The following is a 20,597-nucleotide window of genomic DNA, read 5'->3' on the forward strand; positions in this document are numbered from 1 at the left end:
GCGATGCCGATGGCGCATTGGATCTCCGCCTTTCTGGAGGCGCAGGCCGCCGAGCTCGACGCCGCTCGCAATACGCTTCTTGCCTATGGCCACGACCTGTCGGATTTCTCGGGCTGGCTGGCGTATCGTGACGCGCATTTCGCTACGGCCACGCAGGCGATGGTCGAGGATTACCTCGTCTCCTGCGAGGCCGAGGGGCTTTCGGCCGCGACCCGGGCGAGACGGCTTTCATCGATCCGACAGCTCTACCGGTTCGCCTTCGAGGAAGGCTGGCGCGAGGACAACCCGGCGATCCGTCTCAAGGGGCCGGGGCGCAGCCGCCGCCTGCCCGGCACCCTGTCGCGCGAGGAGGTGGAGGCGCTGCTCATGGCCGCCCGCGACCACCCGCGCGATCCGTTGCGCGCCACCTGCCTGATGGAGTTGCTCTACGCCACGGGCCTGCGCGTCTCCGAACTCGTGAGCCTGCCGGTGGCGTCTCTGCGCGGCGATCCCGAGATGCTGCTGGTGCGCGGCAAGGGTGGACGCGAGCGCATGGTGCCACTGTCCCGCCCCGCCCGTGCCGCCGTCGCGGCTTGGCTGGCCCGGCGCGACGAAGCCGAGGCCGCGGCCAGCGCCGCAGGCAAGCCCGCTTCGAAGTTCCTGTTCCCCGCGCGCGGCCGCGATGGGCACCTGACGCGCCAGAGCTTTTTCGTGATGGTCAAGGAACTGGCGATCGCCGCCGGTCTCTCGCCCGATCAGGTGACGCCGCATGTGCTGCGCCATGCCTTTGCCAGCCATCTGCTCGCGGGTGGGGCCGATCTGCGGGCGATCCAGGCGCTGCTCGGCCATGCGGATCTGTCCACTACCGAGATCTATACCCATGTCCAAAGCGAGCGATTGAGCGCGCTGGTGCACGAACACCACCCCCTGGCCCGGGCCACTCCGCGACAAGTCCCGCGCGGCGAGGGTTGAACAAGCGCCCCTCTCGTCCATAACTCAGTGGATCAATTATTTCGCGAAGGACCCCATGGACACCGCCCTAGACGCCGCTTTCTGGATCACCAGCGTCGCGATCCTCCTCCTGCTGGTGGCCTCGGCCTTTTTCTCGGGCTCGGAGACCGCACTCACCGCCGCCTCCCGCGGCAAGTTGCGCTCCGCCGCCGATCGCGGCTCCAAGGGCGCGGCGCAGGCGCTGCATGTCACCGAGGATAACGAGCGGCTGATCGGCTCGGTGCTCCTTGGCAACAACGTCGTCAACATCCTCGCCACCTCTTTGGCCACCGCCCTTCTAACCCGCGTCTTCGGCGACAGCGGCGTTGCGGCCGCCACCTTGGTCATGACGCTTCTGGTGCTGATCTTCGCCGAGGTGCTGCCCAAGACCTACGCGATCACCAATGCCGAAACCTTTGCCAGCCGCGTCGCCCGCCCGATCGGCCTCGTGATCCTGATCTTCGCGCCCGTCGTCTCTGCGGTGCAGGTGCTCGTCCGGGCGCTCCTGCGGCTGTTCGGCGTGCGCACCGATCCCGACACCAAAGTGTTGGCGGTGCGCGAGGAAATTGCCGGCGCGCTGTCGCTCGGTCACGAGGAAGGGGTGGTCGACCGCGAGGATCGCGACCGCATCCTCGGTGCGCTGGATCTGGGCGAACGCACGGTCGAGGAGGTGATGCTGCATCGCTCCAACATCGCGATGATCGACGCCAACCTGCCAGCCACCGAAATCCTCACGCTCTGTCTGGAGAGCCCGCATACGCGGCTGCCGCTCTATCGTGACGAGCCCGAGAACATCGTCGGCATCCTGCACGCCAAAGACCTGCTGCGCGCCATGCACAAGATGATGGCCGACGGAGCGGTGGATACGGCAGAGCTCGAGAGCTTCGACATCATGGACGTCGCGATGACGCCCTATTTCATTCCCGAAACCACCACGCTCGACGACCAGATGCGCCAGTTCCTCAAGCGGCACACGCATTTCGCCCTCGTGGTGGACGAGTATGGCGCGCTGCGCGGGCTGATCACCCTGGAGGATATCCTCGAAGAGATCGTCGGCGAGATCTCGGACGAATTCGACGCCGAGCGCGAAGAGCCGATCGCGATGACCGAGGATGGCGCCTACGTGATCGACGGTTCGATGACGATCCGCGACCTGAACCGGCGGCAGGACTGGAACCTGCCCGACGAAGAGGCCAACACCATCGCGGGCCTGGTGATCCACGAGGCGCAGATGATCCCGACCGAAGGCCAGGTGTTCAGCTTCCACGGGTTCCGCTTCGAGGTGATCGCGAAGGAGGAGAACCGCCTCGCGACGCTCAAGATCCGGCCCCTCGACGCCGCCTGACCTGCAAAAGATAAGGCCAGCTCGCGCATGCGAGCCGGCCTCGAAGTTCGAGCTTCGGAAAAGATCCCCTATGCGGCCCCGAGATGCGCTACGATGCGCGTCGGGCGTTTGAGAACGGACACCTTACCCTTCGTATCATCAACCTCGAGCGGCTCGCGCTCGTGGGAAAGCCTCAACCAGGTGCCGTCGTCGTCGAGATAGGTGGACGCGCAGCTGGCGCGCAGCGGCTCGGGGCAGCAATCGCGCCAAGCCACCACGCGGTAGCTCAGGAGAACGGTTTCGCCGTGCCGGGTGACGCTCTGGTCATGCAGCTCCACTGCCTCCCACTGCCGGGCCGGGCACTGACCGCTCAGCGCGGCGACGCGGTCCTGCAGCCCCGACGGATAGGGAATGACCATCGCGGCATCGGGGGCAAGCTGGCGTTCGTAGAACTCGGCGCCGTCGAGCCAGCGCCGCTTTTCCAAAGCCCAGAGTTCCTCGACCTTCGAATCCATGCGGTACCTCCCATTATGAAAAACCTCACTCCCGTGGCGCAAACGTTACACTATTGTTTCCGTTCCGTCAGCACTGCTACCTTTCAAGTTTTGTATTATTCCGTACGCGCCACTCAGAGATGCAAGACGGCCGGTTTTGACCCCGAGGACACAGCCGTCACGCCGATCCATCTCATGCCACAATTCTCGTAAAGCGCCGGTAACCATTCCGTGGCATGATGTACGTGTCGGGCATGTCGCCCGACGTCCTCCCTGTCAGACTTGCCGCGCCTTCGGGCGCGGTTTTTTTGCGCCTTGCCCGGGGGTTGCGCTGCGATACCGGTTGACGTCGCGATCGCCTTCTCGTAGCGTCCGGGCAATTAGTCGGCCAAGTCCGACAGGGAGAACATGGGAAGGGGGTCGCGTCGCGGCCCCTTTTTCATCTTGGCGGAAACCCGCATGATTCCCGACCCTTTCCCGCCTGACAGTCGCGCAATGCCATGCTAAGCCCCCGCGGACACTGACAAACGGGATCGCGACATGCCGAACCGACTGACACTTCTGGCCAGCGCCGCGCTGCTGGCCCTCTCCACCCCGCTGGCCGCGCAGGACGAAACCGCGCCGGCGAACACGCGGACCACCACCACCGAGGCGCCTGCCGAGACCTCGACCGAGGCTCCCGCGGCGCCGGAAGCACCCGAGGCTCCGGCTGCGCCCGCCGAGACCGAGGCCCCCGCGCAGGCCGAGTCGCCGGCCGCGCCGGCGGATCCGCAGGCTCCTGCCGCCCCGGCCGAAGCCGAGACCGAGCGCCCCGGTCAGCCCTATGTGGCCGAGACCCATGGCGACTGGTCGCTGCGCTGCATGCGCGTCGCCGAAGGCGAGGCCGAGCCTTGCCAGCTCTACCAGCTGCTCGAGGATGGTGACGGCAATGCCGTGGCCGAAGTTACCGTGCTGCCGCTGGCAGCCGAGGCGCAGGCGGCGGCAGGCGTCACCGTCGTGGTGCCGCTGGAAACCCTGCTCACCGAGCAGCTCTCGCTTACGGTCGATGGCGGCCAGACCGCGCGCTACCCGTTCAGCTTCTGCAACCGCGCGGGCTGCGTCGCCCGCTTCGGCCTGTCGGACCAGCAACTCGGCGCCTTCAAGGGCGGCCGCGCCGGCACGCTGCGCATCGTCCCCGCCGCCGCGCCGGATCAGGAAGTGCGTCTCGACATGTCGCTGTCCGGCTTCACCGCGGGCTTCGGAGCCGTCACCGCCCGGGCGCAGTAACGGAAGAAGAGCAACGAATATGGAAAGGGCGCGGTCTCCCAGAGGCCGCGCCCTTTTCTCTTTTCGATGGCAGGGTTCAGGCCGCGCGCAGCGCCAGCACCGCGTTGAGACCGCCGAAGGCGAAGGCATTGGACAGCACCGCGCTCACCTTTGCCTCGCGCGCCGTGTTCGGCACCACGTCGAGCGCGCATTCGGGATCGGGCTCTTCATAGCCGATGGTCGGCGCGATGACGCCATCGCGCAGCGCCATGATGCAGGCCAGAAGCTCCACCGCACCGGTGCCGCCGATCAGATGGCCATGCATCGACTTGGTCGAGGAGATCATCAACCGGTCCGCTGCCGGTCCGAAGACATGCGAGACCGAGGCGCATTCGCTCTTGTCGTTCGCCGCCGTGCCGGTGCCATGCGCGTTGATATAGCCGATCTGCTCGGGCGCCAGCCCAGCCTCGCGCATCGCGCCCCGCATTGCCCGCTCGGCGCCCTGGGCCGAGGGCATGACGATATCGGCCGCATCGGCCGTCATGCCAAAGCCCGCCACCTCGCACAGGATCTCGGCGCCGCGCGCGCGGGCATGCTCGTATTCCTCGAACACGAACACCGCCGCGCCCTCGCCCTGCACCATGCCGTTGCGGTTAGCGCTGAACGGGCGGCAGGCATCCTTGGACATCACCCTGAGCCCCTCCCATGCCTTCACGCCGCCAAAGCAAAGCATCGCCTCGGAGCCGCCCGTCAGCATCGCGCGGCACATGCCCGACCGGATCATCTGGAAGGCCAGGCCCATCGCGTGGTTGGAGCTGGAGCAGGCGGTGGCCACGGTGAAGCTCGGGCCGCGTAGGTTGTACTCCATGCTTACATGGCTCGCGGCCGCGTTGTTCATCAGCTTCGGGACGACGAAGGGGTGGACCCGGTTCTTTCCTTCTTCATAGACCGTGCGGTAATTCTCGTCCCAAGTGTTCACCCCGCCCCCGGCGGTGCCAAGCACCACGCCGGACATCTCGCTCTCCTCGCCGGAGAAGCTAATGCCGGACTGCGCCATCGCCTGCCGTGCGGCGAGCAGCGTGAACTGGGTGAAGCGGTCGTAAAGGGCGATTTGCTGGCGGTTGAAATGGGCCTGCTCGTCATAGCCCTTCACCTGGCCGCCGATCTGGACCGACAGCCGTTCGACGTCCCGCAGGTCGAGCGGGCCGATACCGCAGCGACCCTCGCGCATCGCCTCCAGCGTCGAAGGCACGTCGTGGCCGAGGCTGTTGATGGTTCCGGCGCCGGTGATGACGACGCGTCGGCCGCCGCCGGTCATGCGCTGGCGTGCTGCTTTTGAACGAGACGCTCCACTGCCGCGACGATGGCGGCGACCGAGGAAATGTCGAATTCGCTTTCCTCGGGCGCATTGGCGTTGAACGGCACCGAGATGTCGAAGGTCTCCTCGATCGCGAAGATGCTCTCCACCAGACCGAGGCTGTCGATTCCAAGATCGGCCGGGCTGTTGTCGAGCGACACGTCGCCCGGCTCGAGCATTGCCTGCTCGGCGATGATCGCAATCACCTTGTCGCGCAATTCCATCCGACCCGCATCCCCTACAGTGCTTCTCCTCACCCCGATCTAATCGCTGCGACGCCGCATTGAAACCATGAAGCGCCGGTATCAGCCCTTGCGAGATGCCGCGAGATCACGCATCAGCCGCGGCAGCCGGCGCAGCGCCTTGTAGCTTTCGACCTGGCTGTCGATCTTGGTGGCGGGATAGCCCATCATCACACGCCCGGCGGGTACGTTCGACAACACGATCGAACCGCCGGTGAGAACGACGTCGGCACCGATATTTAGATTGTCGGACACGCCCACCTTGCCACCGAGCACCGACCGGTCGCCGATGTTCACCGATCCGGCAAGTCCGACATGACCGCAGAGCAGGCAATGGTCGCCGATCACGCAGTTGTGGCCGACCTGCACGAGGTTGTCGATCTTGGAGCCGTTGCCCACGCGGGTCGGGCGGATCGTACCCGCATCGATCGTGGCGCAGGCGCCGATCTCGACATCGTCGCCGAGGATCACAGAGCCGAGGCTGTGGATCCGATGCCAGGTCGGATCGGCCTCTTCCGAAACCTTGCCCTGTCCAAGTTCGGCACGCGCGGATTCGACGTGGCTTTCGCTTTCGGTGACGAAGGAGAACCCATCGCCACCGATCACCGCATTCGGCTGCACGATGAGCCGGTCGCCCGCTACCACGTTGCGCCCCAGCCGTGCGCCCGAATGAATGAGCGCGCCCTGTCCCAGCCGCACGCCGGGCCCGATCGAGGCCTGTTCCATGATCCGGCTGTTCGCGCCGATCACCGCGCCCGCGCCGATCACCGCCAGCGGGCCGACGAAGACCCCTTCGCCGATCTCGGCCGAAGCGTCGACGACTGCGGATGGATGGATGCCGGACTCGGCGCCGGCGGCATCGAGAAGCTGGGTCAGACCCGCCATAGCGAGACGGCCACGCGGGGCAATGATGGCGCCCTGCAACCCCATCTCGCGCCAGTCGGCGCCGGGCCAGACCAGCGCGGCGCGCGCGCGCCCGAGTTGCAGCGCCTCGGCCCATTTCGGCGACATCGCCAGCGCGAGGTCATCCTCACCCGCCTGCCCCGGCTCGGCGGCACCGGTGACACGCAGGCTGCCATCGCCCTGAAGTTCGGCGTTCAGCGCGGTGGCGATCTCGCTCAGCGTAAAATTCATGACGGTCCCCTCGGGTTTTCGAGGGATCTAGCTTGCGGGGCGCGAGATCGCCACCCCTTCGCGGGCCAGCGCCGCCCAGATCGCGGCGTCTCGCTCGTAGACATCTCGGCGGAAATGCAGCCGCCCCTCCTCGTCGGTAAAGGCCGTGCGATAGATCAGATGCACCGGTACCGGCGCCTCAAGGTTCACCCGCGTCTCGCGCCCCGTGGCGAGGCGAGATTGGAAAAACCCGACCGGATCCTCCTCCTGCGCGGCCAGCAGCGCATAGGCGAAATCGAACGGTTCGCTTAGCCGCACGCAGCCATGGCTGAAGGCGCGGCGCTCGCGCCCGAACAGCGACTTGGCCGGCGTGTCGTGCAGGTAGATGTTGTAGCGGTTGGGAAACAGGAATTTCACCAGCCCCAGCGCATTCGAATTGGAGGGAGGTTGGCGCATCGAGAAGGGAAAGTTGCGCTCGTTGTAGCTTGAGAAGTCGATCGAATTGCGGCTGATTTCGCGACCCGACCGGTCGGTGATCAGGATCTGGCTCGCGGCGTGACGGTTGCGCTTGAGCTGCGGCAGGTATTCGCCCACCACGATGGAGCGCGGCACGTACCAGCTCGGATTGATGACCATGTATTCCATGACGTCCGAGAATTCGGGCGTTTGGCGGTCGGGCACTTCCGCGCCGATCACCGAGGCCGTGCGGAAGGTTTCGCGGCCGTCGTCGATGATGGTGGCGCTGAAATCGGTGAGGTTCACCAGCACGTGGCGGTCCCCGCGATCCATGTTGGTCCAGCGCTCGCGCTCCATCGCGACCAGCACGGACTGCAGCCGTTCCTCGACCGAACGGTTGAGCTCTGCGCGTGTCCCCGGCCCGACAACGCCATCGACCATGAGACCGTTGCGGCTCTGGAAGTCGCGGACCGCTGCGACGAGCGCCTCGCCCATGACTGCGCTGCTCGTAGGAGCCAGATGGCCCATGGCAATCAGCCGGTCGCGCAGCGCCACGACATCGGCACCACTGTCACCAGCTTCGATCTTGGCCTCCGAAAGGCGCGCGCCCCAGCCACCCGCATCCAAGGCGCGCTGCAGTTCGGCGCGGGCCCGCATCAAACGGCCATATTCCGGCGATGCCGGCGCGAGGCCCCGCAGGAAGGCCACGGGATCGGCTTCAAGAAAGCTTGCCAGCGTCTCGGCAGGATCGCGCAGCGGCACCTCGCGGCGGATCAACCCGACCACGCGACCGGGCTCGAGCATGCCGCTTTGGACATCCCGCGCGTACCGCAGAAAGACCCGGGTCAGCTCGACATCCATCGCGGCGCGGTCCTCGGCGCTTCGCGCGGCGCGGAGCTTGCGGATCAAACCTTCCGGATCATAGCGCGACACCGGCAGGCCGTGCGCGTCGGCATCGGCCAGTGCCGTCAGCAGGGCGTTGCGTCGGGCGATCGCGGCGGCATCGGCACCGGTCCAAATGCCCGTGAAGCCACGTGCCCTGTAGCTGGGCGCGAGGTCGGACTGGCCGGCGACACTTTCGGCCACAGCCTGCCGGAACACGCTGACCTGGGCCTGTCCGGCAACGGGCTGCATGACACCCAGCACGATACCGATGGGCAGGATCAGGTGGCGCAGATGGGTCATGAAGGGGGGACGGGACAGGGGCAACATTAGACACCGTGGGTTCGGGACGGATCCGGACAGGACCTCTGGGAAGACATATGCACCGGTATTCTGCCCGGCCATCGGTTCGCCGATAAGAGCCTCGCGACGTGGCAAAAGCGCAGCAAATCGACCGAACCGGGGCTCAACCGAGCGGCATTTGCGCAAGTTCCCGCCGATTGGGGCTTTCTTCACCATGTTATCCGATAACCACACTTGGTCGAGTCGTCCTCCCGTGCGATAGAGGGTCTGCATCTGGGGATGGATGGCAAAAAAATGTCCGTGAAAATGCGGACCCACAGGTAAGCGACGGGACAGGCGCTCACATGATTGATAAAATTCGCTCGGCGGGCATGACCCGCCGCGGTCTCCTTGGCGCGTTTGCGGCCACGGCAGTCACCGCAGCACCCACCTACTCGAATGCGGCCGGCTTTCTGAGGCGCGCGGGCGATGTGCGCAGGCTTTCGATGTATTCGGAGCGGACCGGCGAAAAGATCGATACGATCTACTGGATCGAAGGCGAATACATCGCCGAGGCGATCCGCGAGATCAACGTCTTCATGCGCGACTGGCGCAACAACCAGATGATGGATATCGACACCCGCACCGTCGACATCATGGCCGCTAGCCACAGTCTGCTCGAAGTCAACGAACCCTACATGCTGCTGTCGGGCTACCGCTCGCCGGCCACCAACGCGATGCTGCGCAGCCGCTCCTCCGGTGTTGCCAAGAACTCGCTCCACCTCAAGGGCCAGGCGGCCGACCTGCGGCTCTCGGGCCGTTCGGTGAGCCAGATGGCGCGCGCGGCAGCCGCTTGCAAGGCGGGCGGCGTCGGCAAGTATTCCGGCTCGAACTTTGTCCACATGGACTGCGGCCCGGTCCGCAGCTGGGGCAGCTGAGCCGACCCGAATTTCTGGACCTGCTGCACAGGTTTGAAGGGGCGTCCCGTTCGGGGCGCCTTCTTCGTTTCAACCCTCCGCGGCTTCGAGCCGCGCCGCGACCTCGGTGACCAGCCTGGCGACCCGTTCGACCCGGGCCGGCAACTCCCTGCCCCGGCGCCGCAGCAGCCACAGATCGCGGTGTCGCGGGTGGTCAAGTTCCGCCACGGCGACGCGGTCGCGATCAACGAATGCCTCGTACCCGCTGCGCGGCAGCAAGGTATAGCCGACACCTTGCGCGACCGGTGCGGGGATCTGACCGATCTGGTTGAGGAAGGCTCGGACGGCAAGCTGTTCGGCACCCCGGAAGTCCTTTGGGTAGTTCAGGGAAAACAGTTCCTCGGCATAGAGCCAGCCATCGGGATGAGCGATGAATCCCAGTTCCTCCAACGCCGCGAAGCGGGTATCGGTGACCCCGGCGGGCAACAGTAGGCACAACGCCTCGCGGCCGACCCGCTCTGCCTCCAACCGGGGATCGCCGGGCTTGTGATCGACCACGCCGAGATCGAACCGCCCTTCGGCCACGCCGTCGATCACGCCCCGCAGTGGCATCGCCTCGAGCCGCAGGCGAAGTAGAGGCGCGGCGCCCAGCAGCGACCAGAAAGCGGGCTGCAAGGCCATGGCAAAGCTGCCGGAACAGGCCACCGCCACCTCACCCGCCTCCGGATCATCAGCGCGGATGGCCTCGCGCAGCTGACGCTCCTCCTCGCGCCGCGCGCGGGCCATGTCGAACACCGCCTCCCCGGCAGGTGTCAGCGTGAACCCCTTGCCCTGACGACTCAGCAAGGGCCGCCCGATCTGGGCTTCGAGCTTGCGCAGATGCTGCGACACGCCGGGCTGGGTCATGTTCAGCCGGGCGGCGGCACGGGTGAAATGTCCGGTCTCGGCCAATGTGGCGAAGGTCTCCAGCCAAAGCGCATTCAACACGGTTCATCACTATGTGTTATCAAAAACATCTCGAATGATAATTTCTCAAGCGGCCTAGGCAAGCTTAACTGTCTCTCATGCCTTATGATGGAGACCTGAGTGACACCCTATCCCAGAAGCTTTTCGCATATCGGCCTCTCGGTGCCGGATCTCGACGCCGCGCTGACCTTCTACCGTGACGTTCTCGGCCTCTACGTGATCATGGAGCCGACCGAAGTGGTCGAGGATGACAGCGATATCGGCCGCATGTGTACCGATGTGTTCGGGCCCGGCTGGAACCGGCTGCGGATCGCACATATGGCCACGGCCGACCGGATCGGGCTCGAGCTGTTCGAGATGGATGGCAACCGCGCCCCCGAGGACAATCTCGATTTTCGCCGTCACGGCACCTTTCACTTCGCGATCCAGGACCCGAATGTCGAAGGCCTGGTCGAACGGATCGTCGCCGCCGGTGGCAAGCAGCGGATGCCGATCCGCAAATACTTCCCGGGCGAGAAGCCCTACCGCATGTGCTATGTGGAGGACCCGTTCGGCATCGTGTTCGAGGTCTACAGCCACAGCTACGAGCTGACCTACTCGGCCGGCGCCTATAGCTGAGGCTCCCGGCATCGGCATCGGGAGCGGAAACGACAAGGGCCGCCCCGAAGGGCGGCCCTTGCACGTTAAGAAGCGAGAGAGGCTCAGGCCTCGTCGTCGAGCGCCTCGACGGCCTTCTGGAGATCTTCCTTGGAAACCTCCTTCTCTTCGACCGTGGCCTGCTCGAAGATGTGGTCGATGACCTTGTCTTCGAAGATCGGGGCCTGGATCTGCTGGCGCATCTGCGGGTTCTGCTGAACGAACTCGAAGAACTGCCGCTCCTGGCCGCGATACTGCCGCGCCTGGTTGAGGATCGCCTGGGTCAGCTCCTGGTCGGTGACCTTGACGTCGGCCTTCTGGCCGATCTCGGCCAGCAGAAGACCCAGCTTCACGCGACGCTCGGCGAGCTTCACGTGCTCCTCGGTCGGTTCGATCTTGCCGTGGTCGTGGCCGTGATCCTCGGGGTGCTCTTCGTGGTAGAGCTGATGCGCGATCTGGTTCGCCTCGGCTTCGACGAGGCTCGGCGGCAGGTCGAACGAGACCTTCTCGTCGAGGATGTCGAGCAGCTTGCGCTTGGCAACCGCGCGCGAGGCACCGGAATACTCGGCCTCGAGACGCTCGGCGATCTGCGCCTTCAGGGAGGCGAGATCCTCGGCGCCGAACTTCTTCGCCAGCTCGTCGTCGATCTCGGCCTTCTGCGGGGCCTTCACCGCCTTGACCTTGCACTCGAACACGGCGGCTTTGCCGGCGAGGTTCTTGGCCTGGTAGTCCTCGGGGAAGTTGACCTCGACGTTCTTGTCGTCGCCGGCCTTCACGCCCTTCAGACCATCCTCGAAGCCGGGGATGAAGGAGTTGGAGCCGAGCACCAGCGGGTAGTCCTCGGCGGCGCCGCCTTCAAAGGCTTCGCCGTCGATCTTGCCCACGAAGTCGATCACGACCTGGTCGCCCTCTTCGGCGGCGCCGTCCTTGTCTTCGAAGTTCTGCGCGGTCTCGGCGAGGTTGCCCAGCGCTTCGTCGATCGCGGCGTCGTCGGCCGAGACCTTCAGACGCTCGATCGAGATGTCCGAGAAATCGGTCTCGGGGATCTCGGGCAGCTTCTCGTAGGAGACGGTGACTTCGACGTCGTCGCCTTCCTTCCAATCGTCATTGGCCATCTTCACCTCTGGCTGCATCGCCGGGCGATCGCCGCTTTCCTCGAGGTGGTTCGACAGCGCGCCGTCGATGCTCTCCTGCATGGCTTCGCCGAGCACGCGCGGGCCGAACTGCTTTTTCAGCAGCGACAGCGGCACCTTGCCCTTGCGGAAGCCCTTCATGGCGACCTCGGGCTGGGCTTCGACCAGCTTTTCCTGGACCTTGGCGTCCAGTTCGGCGGCGGGCAGCGTGATCTTGTAGCCGCGCTTGAGGCCGTCGTTGAGGGTCTCGGTGACCTGCATCTGTCGTCCTTTTCTCAGTCGTGTTTCTTGGTGCGGGTGAAGGGACTCGAACCCCCACGCCTTGCGGCGCCAGAACCTAAATCTGGTGCGTCTACCAGTTCCGCCACACCCGCATGTCTCTCATGGGGAGCGGAACGGCCCCCCGGAAATCTCGGCGCTGTCTAGCAAAGCCCGAAGCGGCGCGCCACGGGAAAAAATGCGGACTGCCGCAGCGGCCTCAAAGTTCCATTTCGCGCATCACGGCGGGCAGCATCTCGGGCAGGTCCTCGGCGATCAGCCCCGGGCCGAAACGGCGCGCCGTCTCGACATGCAGCCATGCTGCCTCCTGCCCCGCGGCGAAACCGTCGCGTCCGCGCGCCATCAGCCCCGCCGCGATCCCGGCCAGCACGTCGCCCGCCCCTGCGGTGGCGAGCCATGGCGCGGCGCGGCCATGAACCGCGGCATTGATCACCGCGCGCCCATCGGGTGCCGCGATCACCGTATCCGGTCCCTTGAGCAGCACCGTGCAACCCAACCGCCCCGCCGCCTCACGCGCCGCATCGAGCCGCGAGTAGGCTGGGCCGTTTGCGACCGGCCCACTCATGCGATTGGCGATGTCAGGCACCAGACGCGCGAATTCGCCATCATGCGGCGTGAGCAGGCATCCCTCATGCAGCGCATCCCGCAGAGCCGCATCCCCGGCCACGAGCGTGAGCGCGTCGGCGTCGAGCACCGTTGACCGCCCCGCCGCCAGCGCCTGCGCCACCAGTTCGCCTTCGCGCGGGCCGGTCCCGAGACCCGGGCCGAGCAGAAGCGCGTTCAGCCTGGAATCCTCCAGCAGTCGCTTCAGCGCCTCCGCATCCCGCAGCGACCGCAGCATGATCGCGTCCAGCCGGGCCGCGTTTTCCTGTAGGGCCGCGGGCGGGCAGGCCAGCGTCACCAGCCCCGCACCGATCCTGAGCGCCGCCCGCGCCGCCATGCGCGCCGCGCCGCCGCGCCCCACCCCGCCGGACAGCACCAGCGCGTGGCCGTGACCGTATTTGTGACCTGCCCGCTTGCCGAGCCGCTCAGGTCTGCGGGTGAGCCTGACGCTCCCGCCCTCTTCCGGGAGGCCGATGCTGCGAATATCCAGCGCGCCGCAACGGGCCGGGCCTTCGGCAAGAATATGGCCGCGCTTCGGTGTGTGAAAGCTCACCGTGAGATCGGCGTCGAAGCATCGTTCGCCGATCACCCGCCCGCTGTCGGAACACAAGCCGGATGGCAGGTCGATCGCCAGCACCCGCTGCGCCCCGGCCGCCAGCACCCGGTCGAACTCGAGACCGAGCGGCCGCGCAAGCCCGATACCGAACAGCGCATCGACCACGAGGTCGGCTCCCCCGACCGACTCCCCTGCCCTTTCCCACTCCTCGGTGGCCCCCATTTCCGACCAAAGCCGCGCCTGCCCGGCGGCATCCGCATGACGCGCCGGGGCGAGCGCGTGGAGCCGGACCGTCCAGCCGCGTATTGCCAGTTGCCGTGCCACCGCATAGCCGTCACCGCCATTGCCGCCCGGCCCGCACAGCACGCAGGCACGCCCTCCGGATGAGAGCTGCGGCCAATGCTCGAACAGCGCGGCGATTACGGCGGCCCCCGCCCGTTCCATGAGCACCGCGCCCGGCGTGCCGCCTGCAATCGCCCGCGCTTCTGCATCGCGCATTTCACTGGCAGTCAGAACCGCCATCCCGTCGAGACTGCTCACGGAACGAGCGGTTTCAGGGGCGTCGGCCGGGCCAGACTTTTCAAACTGCATCGAATACACCCATCATGCACAAATTTTAAGCACGGATCTGGAATTTCGGCATCGGCCCCATTCCGGGCCGGGAGCGGCGATTGAGGTGGCCGGGGCGTCATGGTTTCACCCCTGAGAACGCGGATGCAAGGGAGTCGCGCGACATGAAGAAGATCGAGGCGATCATCAAGCCGTTCAAGCTCGACGAGGTGAAGGAGGCGCTTCAGGAGGCCGGCGTGCAGGGCCTCTCCGTTGTCGAAGTGAAAGGCTTTGGACGCCAGAAGGGCCATACCGAGCTTTATCGCGGCGCCGAATACGTCGTCGACTTTCTGCCGAAGGTGAAGATCGAGGTGGTTCTGCCCGACGATCAGGTCGAGCGTGCGATCGCGGCCATCGTCGATGCCGCGAAAACCGACAAGATCGGCGACGGCAAGATTTTTGTTTCGCCTGTCGAACAGGCGATCCGCATCCGCACCGGAGAATTCGGCGACGACGCGATCTGAGCCGCGCGCCGCGGGGGGCGACCCCTTTTCACGAACACGAGATAAACAAGGAAAGCATTGAGATGGACAGCTCCAAGCTTCTGAAGATGATGAAGGACGAGGAGGTCGAATACGTCGACATCCGTTTCACCGACCCCAAGGGCAAGCTGCAGCACGTCACCGTGGTCGCCGACCTCGTCGACGAGGACTTCCTCGAGGAAGGCTTCATGTTCGACGGCTCCTCGATCGCCGGCTGGAAGTCGATCGACCAGTCCGACATGAAGCTGATGCCGGCCAATGACAGCGCCTATATCGACCCGTTCTACGCCGAGAAGACGCTGTGCCTCCATTGCACCGTGGTCGAGCCCGACACCGGCGAGCCCTATGACCGCGACCCGCGCGGCACCGCGTTGAAGGCCGAAGCCTACCTGAAGTCGAGCGGCATCGGCGACACCGCCTATATGGGCCCCGAGGCCGAGTTCTTCATCTTCGACGACGTCCGCTTCGCCGTGACCTCGAACAAGGTCTCCTTCTCGGTCGACGCGATCGACGGCGCCTGGAACACCGACACCGAGTACGAGGTCGGCAACACCGGCCACCGTCCGGGCGTCAAGGGCGGCTACTTCCCGGTCAACCCGATCGACGACGCGCAGGACATGCGTGGCGAGATGCTCTCGACCATGAAGCGCATGGGCATGAAGGTCGACAAGCACCACCATGAGGTGGCGTCGTGCCAGCACGAGCTGGGCCTGATCTTCGGAACCCTGACGCACCAAGCCGACGAGATCCAGAAGTACAAGTACGTGATCCACAACGTGGCCCAGGCCTACGGCAAGTCGGCGACCTTCATGCCGAAGCCGATCTCGGGCGACAACGGCTCGGGCATGCACGTCAACATGTCGATCTGGAAGGACGGCAAGCCGCTCTTCGCCGGCGACAAGTATGCCGATCTCAGCCAGGAAGCGCTCTACTTCATCGGCGGCATCCTGAAGCACGCCAAGGCGCTCAACGCGATTACCAACCCGACCACCAACAGCTACAAGCGCCTGATCCCGGGCTTCGAAGCCCCGGTGCTGCGTGCCTATTCTGCCCGCAACCGTTCGGGCTGCGTCCGGATCCCGTGGTCCGAGAGCCCGAAGGCCAAGCGCGTCGAGGCCCGTTTCCCTGATCCGGCCGCGAACCCCTACCTCGCCTTCTCGGCACTGCTGATGGCCGGCCTCGACGGCATCAAGAACAAGATCGATCCGGGCCCGTCCTCGGACAAGGACCTCTACGACCTGCCGCCCGAAGAGCTGGCGCAGATCCCGACGGTCTGTGGTTCGCTGCGCGAGGCGCTCGAGGCGCTGGAAGCCGATCACGAGTTCCTGCTTGCCGGTGACGTGTTCACCCGCGACCAGCTCGAAGGCTACATGGCGCTCAAGTGGGAAGAGGTCTACGCCTACGAGCACACGCCGCACCCGGTCGAGTACAAGCTCTACTACAGCTGCTGATCGTTTCAGCCGCCATTTCAAGACCATGCGGGGCGCCAATCGGCGCCCCGTTTGCGTTGCGATTGCGCTGGGTCGAGCACCAAGGCGCCGCGTAGCGCCACGTATCAGGGCCGAATTGCGGCGGCGAGAGGGCAGTTCCGGCGTCGCGATCTTGCTAATTCCCCGGTTCGCGCTCAGCGGGAACACAATTCCTAAACATGGATGAAAGGAACCACTCACGCGGCCCACGTGCCGACTCATCTTGGAGACCGGTCCATGCCAGACCCGATCACCAGTACCGTTGCCCAGCTTCTGTTCCGCGCCGCTCCCGAACTCGACTTCCCCAACCTGGTCGACGACCTGCGCACGGCGCTCAACGACGGTCCTGCACGCGAATGCGGGCTGAACTGGGATCACGAGGACGTCGCCGTCTTCGACCTCGACAACGCCCGCATCATCCTTGCCTACACACAGATGCTTCCCGGCCGGTACGCCGCCTGCCTGTCAATCGGCGTCGGCGCCGCCGAGAGCGGTGATTGCCAGGTCGGCATCGCGAGCCACCAGGGCACGATCACCCGACTGCTCGCCGACCGGATCAACGCGCGCTTCATGTCCGACCGGATGCTATGGAAGACCAGCCCCCGCGCGGCCAGCGTCGAGATGATCGACGCGATGATCGACGAGCTGCCCGGTCTCGACCCGGCCCGGCCGGGGCTGCATACCACCGAGCACGAGATCGACCGGATGCTGGCCCGCTTCGACGCCGAGACCGCGGAGCAGGTCTCCGAACTGGCGCCCGAAGTGCCGGAAACACGCCCGCTGCGACCGCGTCGGCCCGAACGCCCGAGCTACCGCACCGAACGGCCGAAGCTGCGCACTTCGGCCGAGCGGGTACGGCCGGCCAACGACATGCCAGCGGCCGCGCATCCGATGGTCGAGGAGATGCAGCGCATCCGCGAGGCGCTGGAGCCCACCCAGGACGAGGCCCGGGCAGAGCGTCGGCCGCGCAGCATCCTCGGGCTGTCGCTGCCGGGACTGCGCAAGCGCTCCAACAGCGCCGCGGTGGCGGGGGTGATCCTGACACTGGGCGCGCATGGCGCGGCGCTGGGCCCGGTGCTCCCCGGAATCTGACCCCTAGCGGTCGGGGGCGCCCGGACAGTGCCGCCGGGTCATCCTGCGACCTTGTATGCTCGTCCCCATGCCCCTATGACCCCGGCGTACCCTTCCCCGATCCGAAGAGAGCGCCGATGATCCCCCGCTATTCCCGCCCCGAGATGACCGCCATCTGGGAACCCGCCACCAAGTTCCGCATCTGGTACGAGATCGAGGCCCATGCCGGCGACGCGATGGCCGATCTGGGCGTTATCCCGCGCGAGAATGCCGACGCCGTGTGGAAGGCGAAGGATGTCGAGTTCGACGTCGCGCGCATCGACGAGATCGAGGCCGTCACCAAGCACGACGTCATCGCCTTCCTCACCCATCTCGCCGAGCATGTCGGCTCGGACCAGGCCCGCTTCGTGCATCAGGGCATGACTTCGTCGGACGTGCTCGACACCACCTTCAACGTGCAGCTCACCCGCGCCGCCGACCTGCTGATCGCCGACATGGAGCGGGTTCTGACCGCGCTCAAGGCGCGCGCGATCGAGCACAAAGACACGGTCCGCATCGGTCGGTCCCACGGCATCCATGCCGAGCCGACCACCATGGGCCTGACCTTCGCGCGTTTCTACGCCGAGATGGATCGCGGCCTCGAGCGGCTTAGGAATGCCCGTGACGAGATCGCCACCGGCGCTATCTCGGGCGCCGTCGGCACCTTCGCCAATGTGGATCCGCGCGTCGAGGAACATGTCTGTGCCAAGATGGGCCTCAAGCCCGAGCCCATCTCGACGCAGGTGATCCCGCGCGACCGGCATGCGATGTTCTTCGCCACGCTGGGCGTCATCGCCTCGTCGATGGAGAACATCGCCACCGAGATCCGCCACATGCAGCGCACCGAGGTGCTCGAGGCGGAGGAGTTCTTCTCCAAGGGCCAGAAGGGCTCGTCGGCGATGCCGCACAAGCGCAACCCGGTGCTGACCGAGAACCTCACGGGCCTTGCGCGCCTCGTGCGCATGTCGGTGGTGCCGGCGATGGAGAACGTCACGCTTTGGCACGAGCGCGACATCTCGCACTCCTCAGTCGAGCGGGCGATCGGCCCCGACACCACGGTGACGCTCGACTTCGCGCTCAACCGGCTCGCCGGCGTGATCGAGAAGCTGGTGATCTACCCCGAGACCATGCTCAACAACATGAACAAATTCCGCGGCTTGGTGATGAGCCAGCGCGTGCTGCTGGCGCTGACCCAGGCCGGGGTGAGCCGCGAGGACGCCTACCGGCTCGTGCAGCGCAACGCGATGAGGGTCTGGGAACAGGGCGCTGATTTCAAGACCGAGTTGCTCGCCGACACGGACGTGACCGCGGCGCTCACGCCCGAACAGATCGAGGAGAAGTTCGACCTCGGCTACCACACCAAGCATGTTGACACGATCTTCGCGCGCGTGTTCGGCTAAAGCCTCAAGCGGCGGGCTTCGGCCCGCCGCCTTCTTCAGATCAGGCCGAAGCCCGAGGCCAGCGTCGCGGCCTGCGTGGCCGTCGAGGCGCCAAGTTTCGTCCGGGCGTTCTTCAGGCGCTGCTTGATCGCCCCCTCGGTCACGCCCAACGCGTGGGCGATCTGCTTGAGCCGGTAGCCGTTCTTGACCATCCGCAACACCTCGATCTCGGCCTGGGTCAGGTTGGTCGGCGGTGCCGCCCTCTCATGCAGGGTCAGCAACATGCCGTGCAGCACGCCCAGTTCGCGATCGCTGAACTCGCGGTCCTCGCGCAAAAAGATGCCGTAGGAGCGCAGTCCACTCTCCTCATCCGAGACCGACGCGACCGCGCCGTGACGCAGCCCGAGCCGCCAAGCCTTCGCAAAGATGCCGAGCGGGTCGTCGAGCGCGCTCCAGCGCGCGATCCCCTCGTTGGCATAGGCCCAACGGATCGCCGGATCGTCGAGCAGGAACCGCTCGGACGTATAGAGGTCGATCCAAGGCTGAGGCAGGTTGTTATATTCTTCGAGCGGGAACGCGAAACCGATCCGCAAGGCAAGGTAGTGACCAACCGGCGCCAAGCGACCGAGCAGCTCGCTATCGATCGAGACGCTCATCTAATGGACCCGTTCCAGCTGCATGGTCGCGATCGGTCCGCTCATCGTGCCAAGTTCGATCTTCAGTCCTCCCCAGGACGAGCCTCCCGGGCAAGACCTCGGAAACGCGACTTCAGACTGCATAAACGAACTTGCCCAATACAGACAGTATCGGTCGGGAATTGCTTCACCTCAAGTGGATTACACGCCGGATCTGAACACTTCGATAGCGCGGTAGCCTATTTCGCCTGAGATGGCGACATCGTCGAGGGTCTTCAGGATATCGTGGGTCGGGGCCATCCTCGGAACGAACTGAGAACCACCTGTTTACCCAGATCTCTTATGACGTTCACAACGACCGCATCAGGAGACTGCATCCGTGTCAGCCCCTCAGCCAATAGATCCAGCCGGGGCCCGCCCTGTCGGCGGCAGCTCCCGGCTGAGCCGTCGTCGCAAAGCCGCGATGGTGGTGCAGCTGGCGATCGCCGAGGGGCGCAAGCTCGATCTCGCCTCCTTGCCGGAGGAGGTGCAGATCAGCCTGACCCGCGAACTGGGCGCCCTGCGCCTCGTTGATCGGGCGACGCTGGCCGCCGTGGCGGCGGAGTTCGCCGACCGCATCGAAGGGTTGGGCCTTGCTGCACCGCGCGGCATGGACGGAGTTCTGGCGGCGCTCGACGGACGGATCAGCCCGGCGACGGCGGCGCGGCTGCGGGCCGAGACCGGACCGCCCTCAGGCGACGATTCATGGGCGCGGCTGACGGCGCTGCCTTGCCCCGATCTGGTACCGTTGATGACCGGCGAATGCGCAGAGATCGCGGCGGTCACCTTGTCAAAGCTGCCGGTTTCCAAGGCTGCGGAATTGCTCGGGCTTCTGCCTGGGGAACGGGCCCGCCGGATCACCCACGCGATGTCGCAGACCTCGACCATTGCACCCGACGCAGTCGAGCGGATCGGCGCGGCCCTGACGGCCGAGCATTGCCGCCCAGCGCACCATGCCTTCGCAGATCCGGCACCCGACCGGCTGGGCGAAATCCTCAACTCCAGCGGCAGCGCCACACGTGACAGCGTGCTGGACGGTCTCGAGGCCGATGATCCAGATTTCGCGCGCGATGTACGCCGGTCCATCTTCACCTTCGGCGATATTCCCGACCGGCTCGCCGCTGCGGATGCACCGGCCATATTGCGCCGGATCGAACAGCCGGTGCTGATCACCGCTCTCGCGGCGGCCCTGGCGCAGGGCGGCGGCTTCGCCATCGCTGCCGCGCATCTGCTCGACAACATCTCGCAGCGCATGGCCCAAGGGCTGCGAGACGAGATCGCCGAACGCGGCGAGATCCGCCTGATCGAGGCCGAGGCGGCGATGAGCGAGATCACCGGCGCCATACGCGCCGCCGCCGATGCCGGCGAAATCACGCTCGTCACGCCGGAGCCCGACGACGCCATGGGCTAGGGCCTTGCG

General features: G+C 65.9%; 19 protein-coding genes and 1 tRNA gene. 10 read left to right on the top strand and 10 right to left on the bottom strand.

The window, feature by feature from the left end:
* Window positions 1-9: 9 nt before the first annotated feature.
* Together LOS8367_RS15500 and LOS8367_RS15505 are read left to right on the top strand one after the other, a co-directional pair.
* Window positions 10-951 carry a tyrosine recombinase gene (locus tag LOS8367_RS15500; protein WP_106535093.1) on the top strand — a complete coding sequence of 314 codons (942 nt, stop codon included), beginning with the start codon at window positions 10-12 and terminating at the stop codon, window positions 949-951.
* Window positions 952-1,006: 55 nt separating this feature from the next.
* A complete protein-coding gene (locus tag LOS8367_RS15505) occupies window positions 1,007-2,314 on the top strand; it encodes an HlyC/CorC family transporter (RefSeq protein ID WP_085897448.1) in 1,308 nt (435 codons plus the stop codon).
* Window positions 2,315-2,382: 68 nt separating this feature from the next.
* Here LOS8367_RS15505 and LOS8367_RS15510 read toward each other — a convergent pair whose 3' ends face one another.
* Window positions 2,383-2,808: a hypothetical protein gene (locus LOS8367_RS15510; protein WP_085897449.1), complete on the bottom strand. Its 426-nt coding sequence runs from the start codon at window positions 2,806-2,808 to the stop codon at window positions 2,383-2,385.
* A gap of 519 nt (window positions 2,809-3,327) precedes the next feature.
* Between LOS8367_RS15510 and LOS8367_RS15515 the strand changes: the two genes are divergently transcribed.
* Window positions 3,328-4,053: an invasion associated locus B family protein gene (locus tag LOS8367_RS15515; protein ID WP_085897450.1), complete on the top strand. Its 726-nt coding sequence runs from the start codon at window positions 3,328-3,330 to the stop codon at window positions 4,051-4,053.
* A gap of 76 nt (window positions 4,054-4,129) precedes the next feature.
* Here the strand turns inward: LOS8367_RS15515 and LOS8367_RS15520 are convergent, their stop codons facing one another.
* The 4 genes from LOS8367_RS15520 to LOS8367_RS15535 all read right to left on the bottom strand — a co-directional run bounded on the left by LOS8367_RS15520 (window position 4,130) and on the right by LOS8367_RS15535 (window position 8,385).
* Window positions 4,130-5,350 (bottom strand): beta-ketoacyl-[acyl-carrier-protein] synthase family protein, encoded by a 1,221-nt coding sequence (locus LOS8367_RS15520; RefSeq protein ID WP_085897451.1) that lies wholly within the window; start codon window positions 5,348-5,350, stop codon window positions 4,130-4,132.
* A complete protein-coding gene (locus tag LOS8367_RS15525; protein WP_085897452.1) occupies window positions 5,347-5,613 on the bottom strand; it encodes an acyl carrier protein in 267 nt (88 codons plus the stop codon). The genes LOS8367_RS15520 and LOS8367_RS15525 overlap by 4 nt, the downstream gene beginning before the upstream one ends.
* Window positions 5,614-5,694: 81 nt before the next feature.
* A complete protein-coding gene (locus LOS8367_RS15530; RefSeq protein ID WP_085897453.1) occupies window positions 5,695-6,765 on the bottom strand; it encodes a UDP-3-O-(3-hydroxymyristoyl)glucosamine N-acyltransferase in 1,071 nt (356 codons plus the stop codon).
* Window positions 6,766-6,792: 27 nt separating this feature from the next.
* Window positions 6,793-8,385, bottom strand: coding sequence for a L,D-transpeptidase family protein (locus LOS8367_RS15535; protein WP_165761497.1), 1,593 nt, complete (start codon window positions 8,383-8,385; stop codon window positions 6,793-6,795).
* 344 nt (window positions 8,386-8,729) lie between these two features.
* Here LOS8367_RS15535 and mepK point away from each other — a divergent pair, with 344 nt between their 5' ends.
* A complete protein-coding gene (gene mepK / locus LOS8367_RS15540; RefSeq protein WP_085897455.1) occupies window positions 8,730-9,302 on the top strand; it encodes a peptidoglycan L,D-endopeptidase MepK in 573 nt (190 codons plus the stop codon).
* A 69-nt stretch (window positions 9,303-9,371) separates the two neighbouring features.
* Here the strand turns inward: mepK and LOS8367_RS15545 are convergent, their stop codons facing one another.
* Window positions 9,372-10,268, bottom strand: a complete 897-nt coding sequence (locus tag LOS8367_RS15545; protein WP_085897456.1) for a LysR family transcriptional regulator — start codon at window positions 10,266-10,268, stop codon at window positions 9,372-9,374.
* 99 nt (window positions 10,269-10,367) lie between these two features.
* Between LOS8367_RS15545 and LOS8367_RS15550 the strand changes: the two genes are divergently transcribed.
* The gene (locus LOS8367_RS15550) at window positions 10,368-10,865 is read left to right on the top strand and encodes a lactoylglutathione lyase family protein (RefSeq protein ID WP_085897457.1); all 498 of its coding nucleotides are present in this window, start codon (window positions 10,368-10,370) and stop codon (window positions 10,863-10,865) included.
* 83 nt (window positions 10,866-10,948) lie between these two features.
* Here the strand turns inward: LOS8367_RS15550 and tig are convergent, their stop codons facing one another.
* The 3 genes from tig to LOS8367_RS15565 all read right to left on the bottom strand — a co-directional run bounded on the left by tig (window position 10,949) and on the right by LOS8367_RS15565 (window position 14,045).
* Window positions 10,949-12,277 (bottom strand): trigger factor, encoded by a 1,329-nt coding sequence (gene tig, locus LOS8367_RS15555; RefSeq protein WP_085897458.1) that lies wholly within the window; start codon window positions 12,275-12,277, stop codon window positions 10,949-10,951.
* Between the two features lie 28 nt (window positions 12,278-12,305).
* A tRNA-Leu gene (locus tag LOS8367_RS15560) sits at window positions 12,306-12,390 on the bottom strand.
* Window positions 12,391-12,494: 104 nt separating this feature from the next.
* Window positions 12,495-14,045: an NAD(P)H-hydrate dehydratase gene (locus LOS8367_RS15565; RefSeq protein WP_306456266.1), complete on the bottom strand. Its 1,551-nt coding sequence runs from the start codon at window positions 14,043-14,045 to the stop codon at window positions 12,495-12,497.
* A 143-nt stretch (window positions 14,046-14,188) separates the two neighbouring features.
* On the opposite strand from LOS8367_RS15565, the gene LOS8367_RS15570 reads away from it, so the two are divergent.
* From LOS8367_RS15570 to purB, 4 genes are all read left to right on the top strand, one after another.
* Window positions 14,189-14,527, top strand: a complete 339-nt coding sequence (locus LOS8367_RS15570; protein ID WP_021693083.1) for a P-II family nitrogen regulator — start codon at window positions 14,189-14,191, stop codon at window positions 14,525-14,527.
* A gap of 62 nt (window positions 14,528-14,589) precedes the next feature.
* A complete protein-coding gene (gene glnA / locus LOS8367_RS15575; protein WP_085897459.1) occupies window positions 14,590-15,996 on the top strand; it encodes a type I glutamate--ammonia ligase in 1,407 nt (468 codons plus the stop codon).
* A 255-nt stretch (window positions 15,997-16,251) separates the two neighbouring features.
* Window positions 16,252-17,106 carry a hypothetical protein gene (locus LOS8367_RS15580; RefSeq protein WP_085897460.1) on the top strand — a complete coding sequence of 285 codons (855 nt, stop codon included), beginning with the start codon at window positions 16,252-16,254 and terminating at the stop codon, window positions 17,104-17,106.
* Window positions 17,107-17,222: 116 nt separating this feature from the next.
* Window positions 17,223-18,524 (top strand): adenylosuccinate lyase, encoded by a 1,302-nt coding sequence (gene purB, locus LOS8367_RS15585; RefSeq protein WP_085897461.1) that lies wholly within the window; start codon window positions 17,223-17,225, stop codon window positions 18,522-18,524.
* A gap of 35 nt (window positions 18,525-18,559) precedes the next feature.
* Here the strand turns inward: purB and LOS8367_RS15590 are convergent, their stop codons facing one another.
* Window positions 18,560-19,159: a helix-turn-helix transcriptional regulator gene (locus LOS8367_RS15590; RefSeq protein WP_085897462.1), complete on the bottom strand. Its 600-nt coding sequence runs from the start codon at window positions 19,157-19,159 to the stop codon at window positions 18,560-18,562.
* 358 nt (window positions 19,160-19,517) lie between these two features.
* Here LOS8367_RS15590 and LOS8367_RS15595 point away from each other — a divergent pair, with 358 nt between their 5' ends.
* A complete protein-coding gene (locus tag LOS8367_RS15595) occupies window positions 19,518-20,588 on the top strand; it encodes a FliG C-terminal domain-containing protein (RefSeq protein WP_085897463.1) in 1,071 nt (356 codons plus the stop codon).
* Window positions 20,589-20,597 lie beyond the last annotated feature (9 nt).

The organism is Limimaricola soesokkakensis (assembly GCF_900172345.1).
GTDB classification, from domain to species: Bacteria; Pseudomonadota; Alphaproteobacteria; order Rhodobacterales; family Rhodobacteraceae; genus Limimaricola; species Limimaricola soesokkakensis.